Below are 16,034 nucleotides of genomic sequence, written 5' to 3' on the forward strand. Positions count from 1 at the left end.
TCGAAACAGGCCCTTACGCATTTCTGCAGTTGAGAGTCACCCGCAATAGCACTATGGCCCCGCCGACAACGAAAGGGGTTCATGATGTTCAGGGCGATCAAGATGGCGGGCGTCGCGCTTGCCGGGCTCACCGCGGCGAGCGCGGCATGGGCGGAGGTGCCGGTCCCGGCCGACCCCGTCGATGACCAGCGCCGTGCCGATCCGGCCGAGGAGATCACCGTTGACGGCCACCGCATCGACGAATCCTTTGCCGGCACCAAAACCGACACGCCGCTGATCCAGGTGCCCCAGCCGATCACCGTCATCACCGACGACGTGTTCCTGTCCCAGGGCGCGATCACCATTTCCGATACCGTCCGCTACGCAGCCGGCGTCAACGCCGACGCCTATGGCCGTGACACCCGCGTCGACAGCTTCCAGATCCGCGGCGTCGACGCGCTGCAATTCCGCGACGGCATGCGCGACATCTACAGCTTTTACGCCAGCATCACCTCCGACCCGTACAACTTCTCGCGGGTCGAGGTCGTGCGCGGCCCCGCCTCGGTGCTGTTCGGCCAGGGCTCGCTCGGCGGCATCGTCAATCTCGTCTCCAAGACGCCGGTTTTCACCAATGCGGGCGAGGTGAACCTCGTTTATGGCAGCTACGACCGCAAGGAGGTCATGGCCGACGTCAACCGCCTCGTCACCGACGACCTCGCCGTCCGCCTCGTCGCCCGCGTCCGCGATGCCGACACCTATGTCGACCACGTGCCCGACGACCGCGTGATGATCGCCCCCTCGATCACCTGGCGCCCCTCGACCCAAACCGACATCACCCTGCTCGGCCTGTATCAGGAGGACGACACCGGCTCGACCGCCAACTTCCTGCCGCTCGTCGGCACGCTGCGCGACAATCCCGGCAATCCCCGCCTGCCCCGCTACCTGTTCGTCGGCAAGCCCGGCTACGACCGCTATGACGGCCGCCTGCTGCAAGGCGCCGGCCTGTTCGAGCATCGCTTCACCGACGCGCTGAAGCTCAGCCTGAAGGCGCGCTACATCGACAGCGATCTCGATTATTTCACGCATTATCCCAACAGCTACGCCAAACCGACTAACCCTTATGTCACGGGCAGCAATGGCCGCCGCATCGGCCTTACCGCCGGATCGTCGGTCGCGCGGCTGAACGTCTTTTCCACCGACAACAATGTGCAGGCGAAGTTCAACACCGGCGCCGCGGTCGAACACACGCTGCTGCTCGGGCTCGACTATAGCTGGAACAAGGTCCGCAAGAGCGACAATTACGACTTCTCGCAGGTCATCGACCTGTACGACATCGACTATGCCTCGATCGTCGAGCCGCCGATCGTTGCGCCCTTCGCCACCACCTCCCAGCGCCAGCGCGGCGTCTATGCGCAGGACCAGATCCGCTTCTGGGACCGCGTCTCGGTCGTCCTCGGCGTCCGCAACGATCGCCTGCGTACCCGGGGCGCCACCGCGCCCGACGTGATCGACAAGGCCACCACCTTCCGCGCCGGCATCATCGGCGAGATCGGCGCCGGCCTCTCGCCTTTCTTCAGCTACACCGAAAGCTTCCAGCCGGTCGCCGGCACCCTGTCCAACGGCACCAATTTCCGTCCGCAGACCGGCACCCAGTATGAAACCGGCCTGAAGTGGCAACCCGATCCGCAAACCCTGGTCACGCTCACCGGTTTCCGCATCAAGGAACAGAACCGCCCCATCCCCGATCCCACCAACCCCCTGTTCCAGATCCAGGCCGGGGAACTGACCACCAAGGGTTTCGAGTTCGAGGCGACCCGCACCCTGCCCGGCAATTACGACCTGACCGTCTCCTACGGCTATAACGACCTGTCGGGCGACAGCGCCGCCAGCGGCTATCTGTCCAAGCACACCGCCGCCGCCTGGGGCACCAAGACGGTGACGCTGGACGAGGCGACCAGCGTGCGCGTCGGCGCCGGCGTCCGCTATCTCGGCAAGCAGGTGTCGAGCAGCAGCGTCTGGACGATCGTCACCCCCGATCGCGTCATGGCCGATGCGCTGGTCGAATTGAACCGCGACCAGTGGCGTATCGCGGTCAACGCCACCAACCTGTTCGACAACCGCGCCTTCGCCTCCTGCCTCGCGCGCGGCGACTGCTTCGTCTCCGCGCCGCGCAACATCATGGCGACGCTCGGCTACCGGTTCTGAAGAATGACGGGGGCGCGGTCTTCCCTGAAGGTTGCGCCCTCCCCGTCCACCGCCACGCGCCGCCGGGGCAGCGCCTCGGGCATCGCCTCGCGGATATAGCCGAGCAGCCCTTCGCGAATGTCGCAGCGCAGGTCGAACGCCACCGACGCATCCTTGGCGGTCATCAGCCCGCGCACCTGGATCGCATCGGCGGCGGTATCGGTCACCTGCAGGTTGAAGAAGCGCCCGTCCCAGCGCGGATTGGCGCGCACCAGTTCCTCCAGCTTCGCGCGCAGCCGTGGAATGTCCGCCGCCGGATCGAGATACCAGAATACCGATCCCAGCAACTGGCTGGTCTCGCGCGTCCAGTTCTGGAAGCTGTTCTCCAGGAATTTGGCGACCGGCACCACCAGCCGCCGCTCGTCCCACACCTTGACCACGACGAAGGTCAGCCGGATCTCCTCGATCCGCCCCCATTCGCCGTCGATGATGACGACGTCGTCCAGTCGGATCGGCTCGGTAAAGGCCATCTGGATGCCCGCGAACAGGTTCTTCAGCGCCGGCTGCGCGGCGGCACCGACGACCAGGCCCGCGATACCGGCCGACGCCATCAGCGTGACGCCGATCGTGCGGATGCCCGGTACGCTTAGCAGCATCAGGCAGATCGTCAGGAAGATGATGAAGAAGACGCCGATCCGCCCCAGGATCGCCGCGCGCGTCCGCTTGCGCCGGGCCCGCAGGTTGTTCTCCACCGTCACGTCCGCGCGCAGGTCGATCACCGCCTGCAACGCGCGCACCCCCGACACCCCCAGCCAGCCGAGCAACGCCGGCACCGTGAACCCCAGTATCTGCCGCCACAGATCGCGACCATCGGAGTCCATCGGCACGAAGCGCATCGCGAAACTCACCGCGATCGCCACCGCGACCCAGCGCAGCGGCCGGCGGACATGCGCCAGCACCAGATCGTCGCCCCGGCTGGCGGTGCGCCGCGCGGCATGATCGGCGATGCGCATCGCGATGCCATGGACCAACAGGCCCAGCAGGACCGCCGCCGCGATGATCGCGACGCTTTCCACCCATTGCCATTCGGGGGGAATATCGAGCGAGCGTAACCAGTGCATCCCCCGCAAAAGGCTCGCACCCGCGAAGGTTCCATGATCCGCGGTGGGCGCATACCGTCAGGGCGACGATCGGTTTATCCCGATCCGTTCGTGCCGGCAAAACCCCAGGGCACGACCAAGGTCGCTGCTCCTGTGCGGCCAATCGGTTCACGCGAAGACGCGAAGACGCGAAGATTTTTGTTCGCGCGGAGGCGCGGAGGCGCGGAGAGAGGCACCGAGCCGCAGGCTCACTCCCGATCACAGGTGAAGGCTTGTCTCCCGGTCGAACCGATCCATGCCGGCGCGGCAGGCGCAACCTCTTCGCGTCTTCGCGTCTTCGCGTGAACCAACCTTCTTCCGAAGATCCGTGCCGCGACGGACTCGTGTGACGAGCACGATAGTAGCGCCCGCCGCGACCGACTTATAAGGCCAGCCCCGCGCACCGCGTCCACCCCCGAAACGCAAGGTTGGACAAATCTGAACGCCTCAGAACAACCGGGTCAGCCCGTAGAACCCCGCGCCCACCGCGGCGGAGGCGGGGATGGTGATGACCCATGCCGTCACCACCGTGCGCGCCACGCCCCAGCGCACGGCCGAGGCGCGCCGCGCCACGCCCGCACCGATGATCGATCCGGTGATGGTGTGCGTGGTCGATACCGGAATGCCCAGCGCCGATGCGCCGAACAGCACGACCGAACCCGCCATCGACGCGCTGAAGCCCTGGTGCTGCGACAGCTTGGTGATGCGGCTACCCATCGTCTCGATGATCTTCCAGCCGCCGGTCATCGTGCCCAGCGCGATCGCGACATAGCAGCTTATCGCCACCCAGTGCGGCACCTCGAACGGGCCGGACAGCCGCCCGGTCGAATACAGCAGCACGGTGATGATCCCCATCGTCTTCTGCGCATCGTTCAGGCCGTGGCTGAGCGAATAACAGGCCGATGAGAACAGGTGCAGCACGCGGAAACTGCGCTCCGCCTGCACCGCGGTGGCCCGCGCCAGCGCCCAGCTCGACAGCAGCATCACCAGCATCGCCAGCATCATGCCCAGCGTCGGCGACAGCACGATGGCGAGCAGCGTCTTGTTCAGCCCGCCCCACTGGATACCGCCCAGCCCCGCATGCGCCACGCCCGCCCCGATCAGCCCGCCGATCAGCGCATGGCTGGAGGAGGACGGGATGCCGCGCAGCCAGGTGACGACGTTCCAGAACATCGCGCCGCCAAGTGCTGCAAAGATCACCGCCGGCGTCACCAGGTCCTTGTCGATCAGCCCCTTGCCGATCGTCTCGGCCACCGCGTGCAGGCTGGGAAAGGCGATGGTCAGGAAATAGGCGGCGAAGTTGAAGGCGGCCGCGAACAGCACCGCCTTGACGGGCGACAACAGTCGCGTCGCGACCACCGTCGCGATGGAGTTCGCCGCATCGTGCAGGCCGTTCAGATAATCGAACGCCAGCGCGACCCCGATCAGGCCGATCAGGAGCGGAAGGGCCAGTTCATGCATGGTCTGTGGGTCCGATCAGGCGTGATCGATGACGATGCCGTCGATCTCGTTCGCGACATCCTCGAACGCGTCGACGATGCGTTCCAGATGCTTGTAGATCTCGCGCTCGACCACGAAGCGCAGCGTGTCGCTGCTGCCATGGTCGGCCAGCGTCCGGCGCAGGCCGGCGGCGTGGATGTCGTCCGCCTGCCCCTCCATGCGCACCAGCCGCTCGGTCAGCTCGTGCAGGCGCGCGCCGTTCTGCGCGACGTTGCGCAGCAGCGGCATCGCCTCGGCGGTCAGGCGCGCGGCATCGACGATGATCGCGGTCATGTCGCGCATTTCCGGCGCGAAGTCGCTCACCTGATACAGGTCGATCGCCGCGGCGGCGGCCTGCATCTCGTCGATCGTGTCGTCCATCGCGCCGACCAGGCTGGTGATCGCCCCGCGGTCGAACGGCGTCAGGAACGTCTTGCGCACGGTTTGCAGCACGTCGCGGGTGATCTCGTCGGCATCATGCTCGCGCTCGATCACCTCCGTGATGTGCTCGGCACGCGCCGTGCCATCGGCCGCCATCAGCCGCGCCATGGCCTCGGCGCCCGCCGTCACCGTTCGGGCATGCGCCTCGAACATCTCGAAGAAATTGCCTGTCCGGGGGAGCAGGCGTTGGAACCATGCGAACATCGGTGCTACCTTCGATTTTTCTGGGATACCCGCCCCTCTCCGGGCGGCCGCCCTGAACTCGGCGGGGCTGAAGGACCGGATCAGGTCGCGCAGGTCCGGCTCATCCACGGCGGCGGCCGCCTCGGACAAGGTGAACCAGCGGCGTTGCCGCTCCGGCTGCTCCTTCCAGCTCTGTAATTCTTGGGTGACGGCCAGCGGGAACACGTCCACGTCGACCATCAGCGAGGCGCCACTACCGCGCTTCTTGCGATAACGGAAGCTGCCCAGCGGCGTGGGGCAGATCGCACCCAGCACACCGGCCTCTTCCTCGGCCTCCTGCGCGGCCGCCTCATGCGGCCGGGCCCCGCCCCCGATATTGCCCTTCGGGATCACCCAACGCCCCGACGCGCGCGAAGTGACCAGCAGGACGCGGATCACCCCGTCGGGCGAGGTGGCCTCAGTCCGGTACGGAAAGGCGGCAATCTGGCGAATGGTCCTGCACTCCCGTGGCGCATCGCCCGGGGTCGGGCGCTGGCACCTCGCGCGCATGGGGTGAAACGTCGCCGCGCGCAAGATGGCGCGGTAACGCACCGTCCGGAAACGAAGCGGCGACGGTCCCGGATCAGGGCCGGGTGGACGGCGGCATCTCGCCTCGCGCACCGACGAGTTCGGGCACGCCGCCGGCACAGCGATGCGCCGGCACGCGCCGGTCGAACGCGGCATAGCGCCGCCCGGCGATATGGTCGCCGCAGCGCAGCGCCAGCGCCATGATCGTCAGGCTGGTGTTCACCGCACCCGCACTCGGCAGCACCGACGCATCCGCGACATACAGCCCCCTGATGCCATGCACCTGCAGGTCGGCATCGACCACCGAGTCGCCCGCATCCAGCCCCATCCGCGCGGTGCCCACCTGATGCCATAGCTGCGGCGCGCGCGGCGGCGCGATGCACGGATAGCCCGCGTTTCGGAACGCCTCCGTCGCCAGCCGCGTCAGCCGGCGGAAGCTGACCGCGCTCACCGTCGGCTCCACCGTGTGGGACACCGCATCGCCGTCGAAATGCAATCCGCTTGTCCGCGTCGGCAGCGCCTCCGACATGCAGAAGCAGATCAGCGAATGCCGCCCGATCGCCTTGGCCACCGGGCGCAGCGACCGCGGTAGTTCGGTCCAGAACGGCATCTGTCCGGCGGTCTGGATGATGCCCAGCGGAAACGGCCATTCCGCGCTGCCGTGATAATAATCGTTGATCGAAAAGCTCTTGGTGTGGATCTCCGCCAGCTCGGGCCAGCGCACCAGCGGAAAGACGACGCCGGCCGAATGCCCGGCCAGATACCGGCCCAGCGCGCCGCCGGCATTTCCCAGTCCTTCCGGATGCTTCGCGGTCCGCGACCGCCGCAACAGCATCGCGCTGCGCGGCACCCCGCCCGCCACCACCACCACCCCGGCCGCGATCTCCTCCTCCACCCCGTCGCACGCCACCCGCACCCCCCGCACGCCCCGCCCCCCGGACTCCGTCAGCACCGCCACGCACCGCGTACCATCCGCCACCGTCAACCGGCCCGTCGCCATCGCCGGGCGGATCGCCGCGGTCTCCGCATCCATCTTCGCATCGAAGCCGCATTGATGCGCATCGCAGGCAGGGCACATCCGGCACGCGCCCAGGCCGTCCCGCCGGTCCAGCGCCCGCGGAATGGGCGCGGGGTGCAGTCCGGTCGCCGCCAGCTGCTCCACCAGCCCGCCGATGCGCGGATGCGACGCGATCGCGCCGTGAGGATAGGCGCGCGCATGAGGCGGCTCGGTCGGATCGGCCTCGGTCGCGCCGTGCACGCGGTACAGCCGCTCGGCCTGATCGTAATAAGGCTCCAGATCGTCGTACAGGATGGGCCAAGCCGGCGACACGCCCGCTTCATGCGCCACCGCCTCGAAATCGGCCTCGCGCAGCCGGTACAGCGCCGCGCCGTAGAATTTGGTCTGCCCGCCGACACAGGCGATCGGCTGCGTCCGGTCGGGATGGACATGGCGAATGTAGCGGCTGTGGGCACCCGGCTGCAGCCAGCGCCCCTCCTCGATCAACAGGACGCGCATGCCTTCGTGCGTCAGGCGATGGGCGATCGTCCCCCCACCGGCCCCGCTGCCGACGACGATGACGTCATACGCCCCAGCCCCGGCCATACCCCCTCGCCACCAGCAACACCCGATCCCGTCAGCCTACGCCACCCGCGCACCCGGACCATGCACCCAGGCGAGGTGTTCCCGGCTATTGCGGATAATGGCGGGAGCCTGCGCAGAGCCGGGACGTTCGCGGCGCCTGCTGCCCGGTATCGGAAATGAGGAAATGGCGGAGCGGGAGGGATTCGAACCCTCGATACGCTTTTGGCGTATACTCACTTTCCAGGCGAGCGCCTTCGACCACTCGGCCACCGCTCCGCAGGTAAAGCCTGGAGACGGGGCCCCTAAAGCGGTCCGGCGGTTCGCGCAAGCGCTTGCGTGCATATCGTCGCTCGGGCACGCTTGGCGCCATGCTTGCGATCCTCCTCGCCCTTGCCGCCGCCATCCAGACCACGCCTGCCCCGCCCGGCCCGGCGGACGCGCAGGCACAGGACTGGGTCGCCATTCCCGATGACGAGCTGCTCGTCTTCTCGCTGGCGAACGGCCGCCGCGTCGTGGTGCGGCTGGCGCCGCAGGCGGCACCGGTGCACGTGGCCAATATCCGCGTGCTGGCCCGCGCGCACTGGTGGGACCAGGGCACCAGCGTCTACCGCGTGCAGGAAAATTATGTCGCGCAGTGGGGCGATCCTACCGAGAAGAAGCCGCTGCCCCCCGGCATCGTCGCCAACCCGCCGCCCGAATATGTGCAGAACCGCACCGCGCCCGCGCAGCGTCTGTCGCGGCCCGACCCCTATGCCGCCTGGGCGGGCTATTCCGCCGATGGCTGGCCGCTCGCGGGCGACGCCACTCGGCAATGGCTGCCGCACTGCTATGCCATGGTCGGCGTCGCGCGCGACCTGGCGCCCAGTACGGGCAGCGGCGCGGAGCTTTACACCCTTATCGGCCACAGCCCGCGCGCGCTCGACCGCAACATCGCGGTCGTCGGCCGCGTGGTGGAGGGGATGGAGGCGTTGACCACCCTGCCGCGCGGCACCGGCGATCTCGGCTTCTACAAGACCGAAGGGGAGCGCAGCCCGATCGTCTCCGCCCGCCTCGCCAGCGACCTGCCCGCGGCGACGCGCCCGCATTTCCAGTACCGCGCCACCGCCAATCCCCGCTTCGCCGCCTGGGTTCGCGAGCGGGAAAACCGCAACAACGCCTTCTTCACCGTGCCCGCCGGCGGGGTGGACATCTGCGCCGCGCTGCCCCCCGTCCGCCCCGCGCCCTGATCTCGCGCGGCATGATCCACATGCTGGTCGCCCATGCCGCGCCGCGCTAAGCAGGCCTATCTGCCTGCCCTTCCTGGGGATATCGTGCCCGCACCCGTTCGCTCCGTCCCCGCGCCGCCCCCTGCCCGATGAGCATCGGCACGATCGGGCGGCTGCGCACCTTCCTGCGCGAGGAGGAGTGGCAGTTCGCCCCCCACGAACGCCCCGCCATTCCCGGATCGCCGGGCAGTCCCGATCATCCGCTGGCACGCCGCTGGGCCTATGCGCTGATCGCGGTGCTGGTCGGGCTGACCGGCGGGCTGGGCAATGCCCTCGTCTCCGCCAACACCGCGCAGTTGCAGGGGGCGCTCGGCTTCGATCCTACCGAGATCGCATGGCTTCCCACCGTCTATGTGATGACCAACGCGTCGATCAACCTGCTGCTCATCAAGTTCCGCCAGCAATTCGGGCTCAGGCCCTTCGCACTGATCTTTGTCGGCATCTATGTGCTGCTCACCTTTGCGCACCTGTTCGTTCACGGCTTCTGGTCGGCGATCGCGGTGCGCGCCGCCAGCGGCATGGCCGCCGCCGCGCTGTCGTCGCTGTGCCTGTATTACATGATGCAGGCGCTGCCCGCGCGCTGGCGGCTGAAGGCGATCGTCCTGGGCATCGGCGTGCCGCAATGCGCGACGCCGATGGCCCGGCTGTTCTCGCCGGAACTGCTCGCCATGTCGCAGTGGCGCACCTTGTACCTGTTCGAACTGGGGCTGGCCCTGCTCAGCATGGCCGCGGTAAGCTGGCTGCGCCTGCCCCCGACCGAGCGGCAGAAGGCGTTCGAGCCCCTCGATTTCCTGACCTTTGCGCTCTACGCGCCGGCCATCGGCCTGCTTTGCGCGGTGCTGGGTCAGGGGCGCATCGTCTGGTGGACGCAGGCGCCGTGGATCGGCTGGGCGCTGGCCGCCGCCATCCCGCTGCTGGCGGGCGCGCTGCTGCTCGAACATTACCGCGCCAATCCGCTGCTCAACACCCGCTGGCTGGGCTCGGCCGACATCATCCGCTTTGCGATCGTCACCATCATGATGCGCATCGCCCTGTCCGAACAGACGTTCGGCGCGGTCGGGCTGCTCACCACGCTGGGGCAGAATAACGACCAGTTCGGCACGCTGTTCGCGATCATCGTCCTTGCCTCGGTCGCCGGCGTCGTCGCCAGCGCGGTGACGCTGGACGTGCAGCGGCTGACCCACCCCGTGATGTTCGCCATCGCGCTCGTCGCGGTCGCAGCCTATGCCGACAGTTTCTCGACCAACCTCACCCGGCCGCAGCAATTCTACGTGACGCAGGCGCTGATCGCCTTTTCCGCCACCTTCTTCATCGGTCCCTCGCTGCTGTTCGGCATGACCCGCGCGCTGCAACAGGGTGCCGGCCACGTCATCAGCTTCGTGGCGCTGTTCGGCATGCTGAACTCGATCGGCGCGCTCGGCGGCACCGCCTTTCTCGGCACCTTCCAGACGATCCGCGAAAAGGCGCACAGCGCCGCCATCGTGCAGGAGGTCGATCCCACCAACCCCATCGTGTCGCAGCGTATTGCCGCGGGTGGCAGCAGCGTCGGCCGTGTCATCGCCGATCCGGCGCTGCAACGCGCGGAGGGCGCTGCCCTTTTGTCGCAGGCCGCCACGCGCGAGGCGAATGTGCGCGCCTATAACGACACTTTCCGGCTGATCGCGGGTTTGGCTGCTCTGACCACGCTGTACCTCGGCTGGCTGCTCTGGCGCCGCAACCGGCGTATGCGCCGAACCGGAACCGCATCATGACCGACGCCCGTACGCCGCCCGTCTCTCCCACCCCCCGCACCGAGGAAGCGATCGCGGAGGCGCAGGCCGCCGCGCCGCCGCCGCCGCCCACGCCGTCCGGCTGGCGACCGCCCACCGGCGGCCGGCGCTCGCTGCTGTTCATCATCCTGCTCGTCGTCGCCGGCATCGCGGTCGTGCTGGCCGCATGGCGCCTGCCGCCCTTCACCAGCGGCTATGAATCGACCGACAACGCCTATGTCCGTGGCCGCACCACGGTGATCGCGCCACAGGTCAGCGGCTATGTGTCGCAGGTGCTGGTCCGCGATTTCGAGCAGGTCGCCGCCGGCCAGCCGCTGGTCCGCATCGACGACCGCATCTACCGGCAGCGCGTCGAACAGGCCGAGGCACAGGTCGCCGCCAATCAGGCGACGCTCGCCAACAGCCAGCAATCCGAACGCTCGCGCGCCGCCAATCTCGCCGCGCAAGGAGCCGCGGTGGAAAATGCCCGTGCCCAGTTGATGCGCGCGGAGGCGGACATGGCGCGCGTCAACGATCTCGTCACTGACGGCTCGGTATCCCTGCGGGAGCGCGACCAGACGCTTGCCGCGCTCCGTCAGGCCCAGGCTGCGGTGCGCCAGGCACAGGCCGCCGCCGAGATCGCCCGTCAGGACGTCCGCACCGTGGAGGTCGGGCGCGGCGGGCAACAGGCCGGGGTCGCCGGTGCGGTCGCCGCCCGGCGACTGGCGCAGATCGACCTGTCCAACACCCTGATCCGCGCGCCGGAGGGCGGTCGCCTGTCCGAGGTCGGGGTGCGCGTCGGCCAGTACGTGACCGCCGGGTCGCAACTCCTGTTCCTCGTGCCCCCCGAAACCTGGGTGATCGCCAATTTCAAGGAAGCGCAGACCGCCCGCATGATCGTCGGCCAGCCTGCCTCCTTCACCGTCGATGCGCTGGGCAATGCCCGCCTGACCGGCCGGGTGGAGCGCATCTCGCCCGCCGCCGGCTCCGAATTCGCGGTGCTCAAGGCCGACAACGCGACCGGCAACTTCACCAAGGTGCCGCAGCGTATCGCGGTGCGCATCCGCGTCGACCCCGGCCAGTCGCTGGGCGCGCGCCTGCGCCCCGGCATGTCGGTGCAGGCGCGTGTCGATGTCTCGCAGGGGCCACGCCTCCCGTGAGGATCACCGCGCTCGCCCTGTTCCTGCTGCTCGCCGGTTGCATCGGCCCGCGCCCGCCGGCGCCGGTTGCCGCCACGATCACGCCGCCGCCGGCATGGCGCACCGCGCTCGGCCCCGGCACGCCGATCCGCGCCGACTGGTGGCAGGGGTTCGGCGATCCCGTCCTCACCGCGCTTGTCGCCCGTGCACTCGCCAACAGTCCCGATATCGGCAGCGCCGCCGCCCGCGTCGAGGAAGCGCGCGCACAGGCCCGGCTCGCGCAGGCGCAGCGGGCTCCGTCGCTCACCGGCGGCGTGCCCCTTACCGATGCCCGCTCGGTCAGCGCGCTGGGCGTCGGCGCCACCAATATCGGCTCGCAACCGCTGCTTCAGGCCAGCTACGATTTCGACCTGTTCGGCCGTCTTGCCCGTGCCGAGGATGCCGCGCGCGCCAGCCTGCTCGCGACGGAGGCGGCGGAGGACACCGTCCGCCTGGCGCTCGCCGCCGGGGTGGCGACCAGCTACGTCACCCTGCGCGCGCTCGACCACCGCCTGCGCATCGCCCGCGAAACGCTGGTCGCGCGCGCCGATGCGCTGCGCATCGCCCGCCGCCGCGCCGATACCGGCTACACCTCGCGCCTGGAACTGCGTCAGGCCGAAAGCGAATACCGCGCCACCGAACAGCTCGTCTCGGCCGCGCAGCTTGCCGTCACCCGGCAGGAAAACGCGCTGTCGCAACTGATCGGCGATGCCCCCGGCCCTATTGCGCGCGGCCTGCCGATCGATCGCATCGCGCAGCCACCCATTCCGGATGGCCTGCCTGCCGATCTGCTGCGCCGGCGGCCCGATCTGTTCCAGGCCGAACAGACGCTGGTCGCCGCCGACCGCACGCTGGACAGCCAGCGCGCCGCCATGCTCCCCAGCCTCGGCCTCACCGGCTCGGCCGGTCTCGTCCTGTCCACCGCGCTCGACCATCCGGTCGGCGTCTTCTCGCTCGGCGCCAGCATCCTGTCGCCGATCTTCGACGCCGGCCGCCTGCGCGCCCAGGTCGACGCCGCCACCGCCCGCCGCGACCAGGCCGCCTTCGCCTATCGCCGCACCGCGCTGGTCGCCTTTCGCGAGGTCAACGACAGCCTCGCCGGGGTGCAGCGCGCTGGCGAGCAGGTGGTGGCGCTGGATCGCCAGCGTGCCGCACTTGCCGATGCGCTGCGCATAGCGTCGAACCGCTACCGCGCCGGCTATTCCAGCTATCTGGAACAACTGGACGCGCAGCGCGGTCTCCTGTCCGCCGAATTGTCGCTGGCCCAGGCGCAGGCCGATCGCCTGACCGCCTATGCCGGCCTTTATCAGGCGATGGGCGGCGGCTGGACCCCCGCCGACATCGCCGCCACCACCCGTTGAAAGGCCCGCCCATGACCACCCGCCCCGCCGGCACAGAGGATTTTGCCCTCAACCAGACGATGCTGCGCATCCGCGATCCGAAGGCGTCGCTCCCCTTCTACCAGGGCGTGCTCGGCATGACGCTGATCCAGCAGCTCGATTTCGCGGACATGAAGTTCTCGCTCTTCTTTCTCGCCTATCTGGCGGAGGGCGAGACGATCCCGGCCGACCCCGCCGAGCGCGCCCGCTTCCTCTTTACCCGCGAAACCACGCTGGAGCTGACCCACAATTGGGGCACCGAGGAGGATACGGACTTCGCCGGCTATCACAGCGGCAACAGCGATCCGCGCGGCTTCGGCCATATCGGCATCAGCGTCCCCGACGTGTCCGCCGCCTGTGCCCGTTTCGAGGAATTGGGCACCCCCTTCAAGAAACGCCCGCAGGACGGCACGATGAAGGACATCGCCTTCATCACCGATCCCGACGGCTACTGGATCGAGATTCTGTCACCCGCCGGCATGACCCCCACCATGGTCGCGCAGCAGAAGGTTTGATCTCACGCGAAGCCGCGAAGCCGCGAAGAGAAAGAAGAAGGTTTCATTCACGCGGAGACGCGGAGGCGCGGAGATGTTCCGCGAGCCGAAGGCTCACTCTCCATTACCGGCGAAGGCTTGTCTCCCGGCCGAAACGTCACGCGCGGGTGCGGCCGACGCACCCTCTCCGCGCCTCCGCGCCTCCGCGCCTCCGCCCCTCCGCGTGAACCAAAAATCTTCGCGTCTTCGCGTCTTCGCGTGAACTAAATAACCGCGTGAAGACGATCCTTCACCGCCTCCAGCCGAACCCCCACCAGCGCGTCATTCACCGGCCCGGAATGCCGCAAAACCCCGGCCACCTCGCCGATCACCTGCCCCAGCCGATCGAACTCCTGCAACGCCGCCCCGTGCCGCTCGAACACCAAAGGGTCCAGGCACAGCGCGGTTGCCAGCGCCTCCAGCACCCCGCGCGCCGCGTCCAGTTCCTGCGCCAGGCCGTGCGCGACGGGGCCGCCGAAATCAGCCACGACACAGGCCCAATACGGTTTCGCTGATCGCGCCCGCCTTGATCGGCTGCACCGCCATGCCGCGACCGATCTCCAGCCCGCCCGATCCGTCGCCCGCCGGCGCGATCGCATAGCCGCGCGCAGCCCGGATCGCCTGCACGCCCGCCACGCCGTCCTCGCCCTCGGCCAGCAGCACCGCCACCGTCTGCTCCGCCGCCGTCTTGGCGATCGTCGCCATCATCAGCGAGATGGACGGGCGGTGTCCGGCAAAGGGGGGCTTGTCCAGCATCCGCACCACGCCGTCGGGCCAGCGGTCGACATACACATGATGCGTGCCCGGCCGCGCCACCACGATCATGCCGTGCTCCAGCTTCAGCCCGTCGCTCGCCTCCACCACCCGCGGCCCCAGCGCCGCGGACAGCTTGGCGATCATCCCGTCCGCCAGCTCGTCGCGCATATGCTGCACCACCAGCGCGGGCGGTCCGTCCTTGGGAATGTCGCCCAGCAGGTCGAACAGCGGCTTGGTGCTGCCCACATCGGCGCCGACCGCCAGCAGCTTGCCGTTCCAGTTGAACGGCGCATCCGTCGCCGCCTTCGCCGACGGCTTCCTGGCCCCGTCGTTCAGCGCCCGGAACCGCGCCGGCGCCTCCTTCACCGTCTTGGCCAGCTGCCCGATCGCCTTCTGCACCTCGTCCGGCGTCGCGCGCGTCGGCTTGGGGTAACAGTCCAGCGCCCCCAGCCGCAGCGCCTCGATCGAACTGTCCGCCCCCTTGGCGGTCAGCGTCGAGAACATGATGACCGGCATCGGCGCGGTTTCCATGATTTCCGCCAGATACTCGATCCCGCTCATCCCCGGCATCTCGACGTCCAGCGTCATCACCGTGGGCTTCAGGTCGCGCACCATCTGCCGCGCTTCTGCGGCCCCGTCGGCCAACCCGACGATCTCGATGTTCTTGTCCTTCTCCAGCATGCCGGCGACCAGCGCACGCATGGTCAACGAATCGTCGACGACTAGAACTCTGGCCTTGGCCATGTCGGCATTCCTTTGAAACAGATACGCGGGGTTCGGGTAGGAAATCAGGCGGCGTCGGCCATCGGCGGCGCCAGCCGCTCCAGGTCCAGCACCAGGATCATGCGATCCTCCACCGTGGCCAGCCCTTCCAGCAGGCCCGCCGCCTGCATGGTGCCGACATCGGGCAGCGGCTGCATGTCATCCGGGTTGATCGTCACGATGTCGTTCACCGCATCGACGATCACGCCCTGCAACTGCTCGCCGATGCGCACCACGATGATGACGTGGCGCGCGGTCGGATCGGTCAGGCCCCAGCCCATCCGCATGCGCAGGTCCAGCACCGGCAGCACCACGCCGCGCAGGTTCACCACGCCGCGCACATGCGCCGGCACGTTGGGCAGCGGGGTCGCCGGCGACCAGGCACGGATCTCGCGGATCGCCATGATGTCGATGCCCAGCGACTGGTCGCCGAGTTCGAAGGTGATGAGCTGACGGGCCATGAATAACGTCCTTTGCGGGTCGGTCAGATGAGCACGCGGCGCACGGCCGCGGACAATTTGGCGGGGTCGAAGGGCTTGACGATCCATCCGGTCGCACCGGCGGCGCGCGCCCGCGCCTTCTTCTCGTCGGAAAATTCGGTGGTCAGCACCAGGATCGGCACGCCGTTCCAGCGCGGGTGGCCGCGCAACTGCTCGATCAGGCCGAACCCGTCCATGCGCGGCATGTTGATGTCGGTGATGACCAGGTCGGGCGCGGCCGCGTCGATTCGCTCCAGCGCGTCCACCCCGTCCTCGGCGGCGGCGATCTGATAGCCTTCGCCGGACAGTGCATGGCGCAGCAGCGCACGCATGCTGGGGGAGTCGTCCACGGTCATGATGGTTCTGGTCATGCTCTCTAA

At 68.6% G+C, this 16,034-nt stretch carries 14 protein-coding genes and 1 tRNA gene; 6 read left to right on the forward strand and 9 right to left on the reverse strand.

The window, feature by feature from the left end:
- Positions 1-84: 84 nt before the first annotated feature.
- Positions 85-2,184 carry a TonB-dependent siderophore receptor gene (locus tag GQR91_RS03215; protein WP_149681476.1) on the forward strand — a complete coding sequence of 700 codons (2,100 nt, stop codon included), beginning with the start codon at positions 85-87 and terminating at the stop codon, positions 2,182-2,184.
- On the opposite strand, the gene GQR91_RS03220 is transcribed toward GQR91_RS03215, so the two are convergent.
- From GQR91_RS03220 to GQR91_RS03240, 5 genes are all read right to left on the reverse strand, one after another.
- Positions 2,172-3,284: a mechanosensitive ion channel family protein gene (locus GQR91_RS03220; protein ID WP_149681143.1), complete on the reverse strand. Its 1,113-nt coding sequence runs from the start codon at positions 3,282-3,284 to the stop codon at positions 2,172-2,174. The genes GQR91_RS03215 and GQR91_RS03220 overlap by 13 nt on opposite strands.
- Positions 3,285-3,749: 465 nt before the next feature.
- Positions 3,750-4,763 (reverse strand): inorganic phosphate transporter, encoded by a 1,014-nt coding sequence (locus GQR91_RS03225; protein WP_112381447.1) that lies wholly within the window; start codon positions 4,761-4,763, stop codon positions 3,750-3,752.
- 15 nt (positions 4,764-4,778) lie between these two features.
- A complete protein-coding gene (locus tag GQR91_RS03230) occupies positions 4,779-5,954 on the reverse strand; it encodes a DUF47 family protein (RefSeq protein WP_149681144.1) in 1,176 nt (391 codons plus the stop codon).
- 73 nt (positions 5,955-6,027) lie between these two features.
- Positions 6,028-7,575 (reverse strand): FAD-dependent oxidoreductase, encoded by a 1,548-nt coding sequence (locus GQR91_RS03235; protein ID WP_149681145.1) that lies wholly within the window; start codon positions 7,573-7,575, stop codon positions 6,028-6,030.
- Between the two features lie 164 nt (positions 7,576-7,739).
- Positions 7,740-7,830 (reverse strand) — tRNA-Ser (locus GQR91_RS03240).
- Positions 7,831-7,922: 92 nt separating this feature from the next.
- On the opposite strand from GQR91_RS03240, the gene GQR91_RS03245 reads away from it, so the two are divergent.
- The 5 genes from GQR91_RS03245 to gloA all read left to right on the forward strand — a co-directional run bounded on the left by GQR91_RS03245 (position 7,923) and on the right by gloA (position 13,639).
- Entirely contained in the window at positions 7,923-8,780 is an 858-nt protein-coding gene (locus tag GQR91_RS03245) for a peptidylprolyl isomerase (RefSeq protein ID WP_149681146.1), read from the forward strand.
- A gap of 128 nt (positions 8,781-8,908) precedes the next feature.
- Positions 8,909-10,570 carry an MFS transporter gene (locus GQR91_RS03250; RefSeq protein ID WP_112381455.1) on the forward strand — a complete coding sequence of 554 codons (1,662 nt, stop codon included), beginning with the start codon at positions 8,909-8,911 and terminating at the stop codon, positions 10,568-10,570.
- A complete protein-coding gene (locus GQR91_RS03255; protein ID WP_149681147.1) occupies positions 10,567-11,727 on the forward strand; it encodes an HlyD family secretion protein in 1,161 nt (386 codons plus the stop codon). The genes GQR91_RS03250 and GQR91_RS03255 overlap by 4 nt, the downstream gene beginning before the upstream one ends.
- Positions 11,724-13,106 carry an efflux transporter outer membrane subunit gene (locus GQR91_RS03260; protein ID WP_149681148.1) on the forward strand — a complete coding sequence of 461 codons (1,383 nt, stop codon included), beginning with the start codon at positions 11,724-11,726 and terminating at the stop codon, positions 13,104-13,106. The genes GQR91_RS03255 and GQR91_RS03260 overlap by 4 nt, the downstream gene beginning before the upstream one ends.
- Positions 13,107-13,117: 11 nt before the next feature.
- Positions 13,118-13,639 (forward strand): lactoylglutathione lyase, encoded by a 522-nt coding sequence (gene gloA / locus GQR91_RS03265; protein ID WP_149681149.1) that lies wholly within the window; start codon positions 13,118-13,120, stop codon positions 13,637-13,639.
- 242 nt (positions 13,640-13,881) lie between these two features.
- Here gloA and GQR91_RS03270 read toward each other — a convergent pair whose 3' ends face one another.
- Genes GQR91_RS03270 through GQR91_RS03285 form a run of 4 tightly spaced genes read right to left on the reverse strand, consistent with a single transcriptional unit; the run spans position 13,882 to position 16,025 of the window.
- Entirely contained in the window at positions 13,882-14,145 is a 264-nt protein-coding gene (locus tag GQR91_RS03270; protein WP_149681150.1) for a hypothetical protein, read from the reverse strand.
- Positions 14,138-15,157 carry a chemotaxis protein CheB gene (locus GQR91_RS03275; RefSeq protein ID WP_149681151.1) on the reverse strand — a complete coding sequence of 340 codons (1,020 nt, stop codon included), beginning with the start codon at positions 15,155-15,157 and terminating at the stop codon, positions 14,138-14,140. The genes GQR91_RS03270 and GQR91_RS03275 overlap by 8 nt, the downstream gene beginning before the upstream one ends.
- Before the next feature lie 44 nt (positions 15,158-15,201).
- Positions 15,202-15,636, reverse strand: coding sequence for a chemotaxis protein CheW (locus tag GQR91_RS03280; protein WP_112381461.1), 435 nt, complete (start codon positions 15,634-15,636; stop codon positions 15,202-15,204).
- Positions 15,637-15,659: 23 nt separating this feature from the next.
- The gene (locus GQR91_RS03285) at positions 15,660-16,025 is read right to left on the reverse strand and encodes a response regulator (RefSeq protein ID WP_112381462.1); all 366 of its coding nucleotides are present in this window, start codon (positions 16,023-16,025) and stop codon (positions 15,660-15,662) included.
- Positions 16,026-16,034 lie beyond the last annotated feature (9 nt).

Origin of the sequence: Sphingomonas carotinifaciens (genome assembly GCF_009789535.1) — a bacterium.
In the GTDB taxonomy this organism is placed as follows: Bacteria; Pseudomonadota; Alphaproteobacteria; order Sphingomonadales; family Sphingomonadaceae; genus Sphingomonas; species Sphingomonas carotinifaciens.

What these genes read in the sequence shown, in the direction of transcription:
- GQR91_RS03245 (WP_149681146.1), top strand. Translation starts at nt 7,923, where the DNA reads ATGCTTGCGATCCTCCTCGCCCTTGCCGCCGCCATCCAGACCACGCCT.
- GQR91_RS03235 (WP_149681145.1), bottom strand. Translation starts at nt 7,575, where the DNA reads ATGGCCGGGGCTGGGGCGTATGACGTCATCGTCGTCGGCAGCGGGGCC.
- GQR91_RS03215 (WP_149681476.1), top strand. Translation starts at nt 85, where the DNA reads ATGTTCAGGGCGATCAAGATGGCGGGCGTCGCGCTTGCCGGGCTCACC.
- GQR91_RS03250 (WP_112381455.1), top strand. Translation starts at nt 8,909, where the DNA reads ATGAGCATCGGCACGATCGGGCGGCTGCGCACCTTCCTGCGCGAGGAG.
- GQR91_RS03225 (WP_112381447.1), bottom strand. Translation starts at nt 4,763, where the DNA reads ATGCATGAACTGGCCCTTCCGCTCCTGATCGGCCTGATCGGGGTCGCG.
- GQR91_RS03230 (WP_149681144.1), bottom strand. Translation starts at nt 5,954, where the DNA reads ATGCGCGCGAGGTGCCAGCGCCCGACCCCGGGCGATGCGCCACGGGAG.
- GQR91_RS03255 (WP_149681147.1), top strand. Translation starts at nt 10,567, where the DNA reads ATGACCGACGCCCGTACGCCGCCCGTCTCTCCCACCCCCCGCACCGAG.
- GQR91_RS03275 (WP_149681151.1), bottom strand. Translation starts at nt 15,157, where the DNA reads ATGGCCAAGGCCAGAGTTCTAGTCGTCGACGATTCGTTGACCATGCGT.
- GQR91_RS03280 (WP_112381461.1), bottom strand. Translation starts at nt 15,636, where the DNA reads ATGGCCCGTCAGCTCATCACCTTCGAACTCGGCGACCAGTCGCTGGGC.
- gloA (WP_149681149.1), top strand. Translation starts at nt 13,118, where the DNA reads ATGACCACCCGCCCCGCCGGCACAGAGGATTTTGCCCTCAACCAGACG.
- GQR91_RS03220 (WP_149681143.1), bottom strand. Translation starts at nt 3,284, where the DNA reads ATGCACTGGTTACGCTCGCTCGATATTCCCCCCGAATGGCAATGGGTG.
- GQR91_RS03285 (WP_112381462.1), bottom strand. Translation starts at nt 16,025, where the DNA reads ATGACCAGAACCATCATGACCGTGGACGACTCCCCCAGCATGCGTGCG.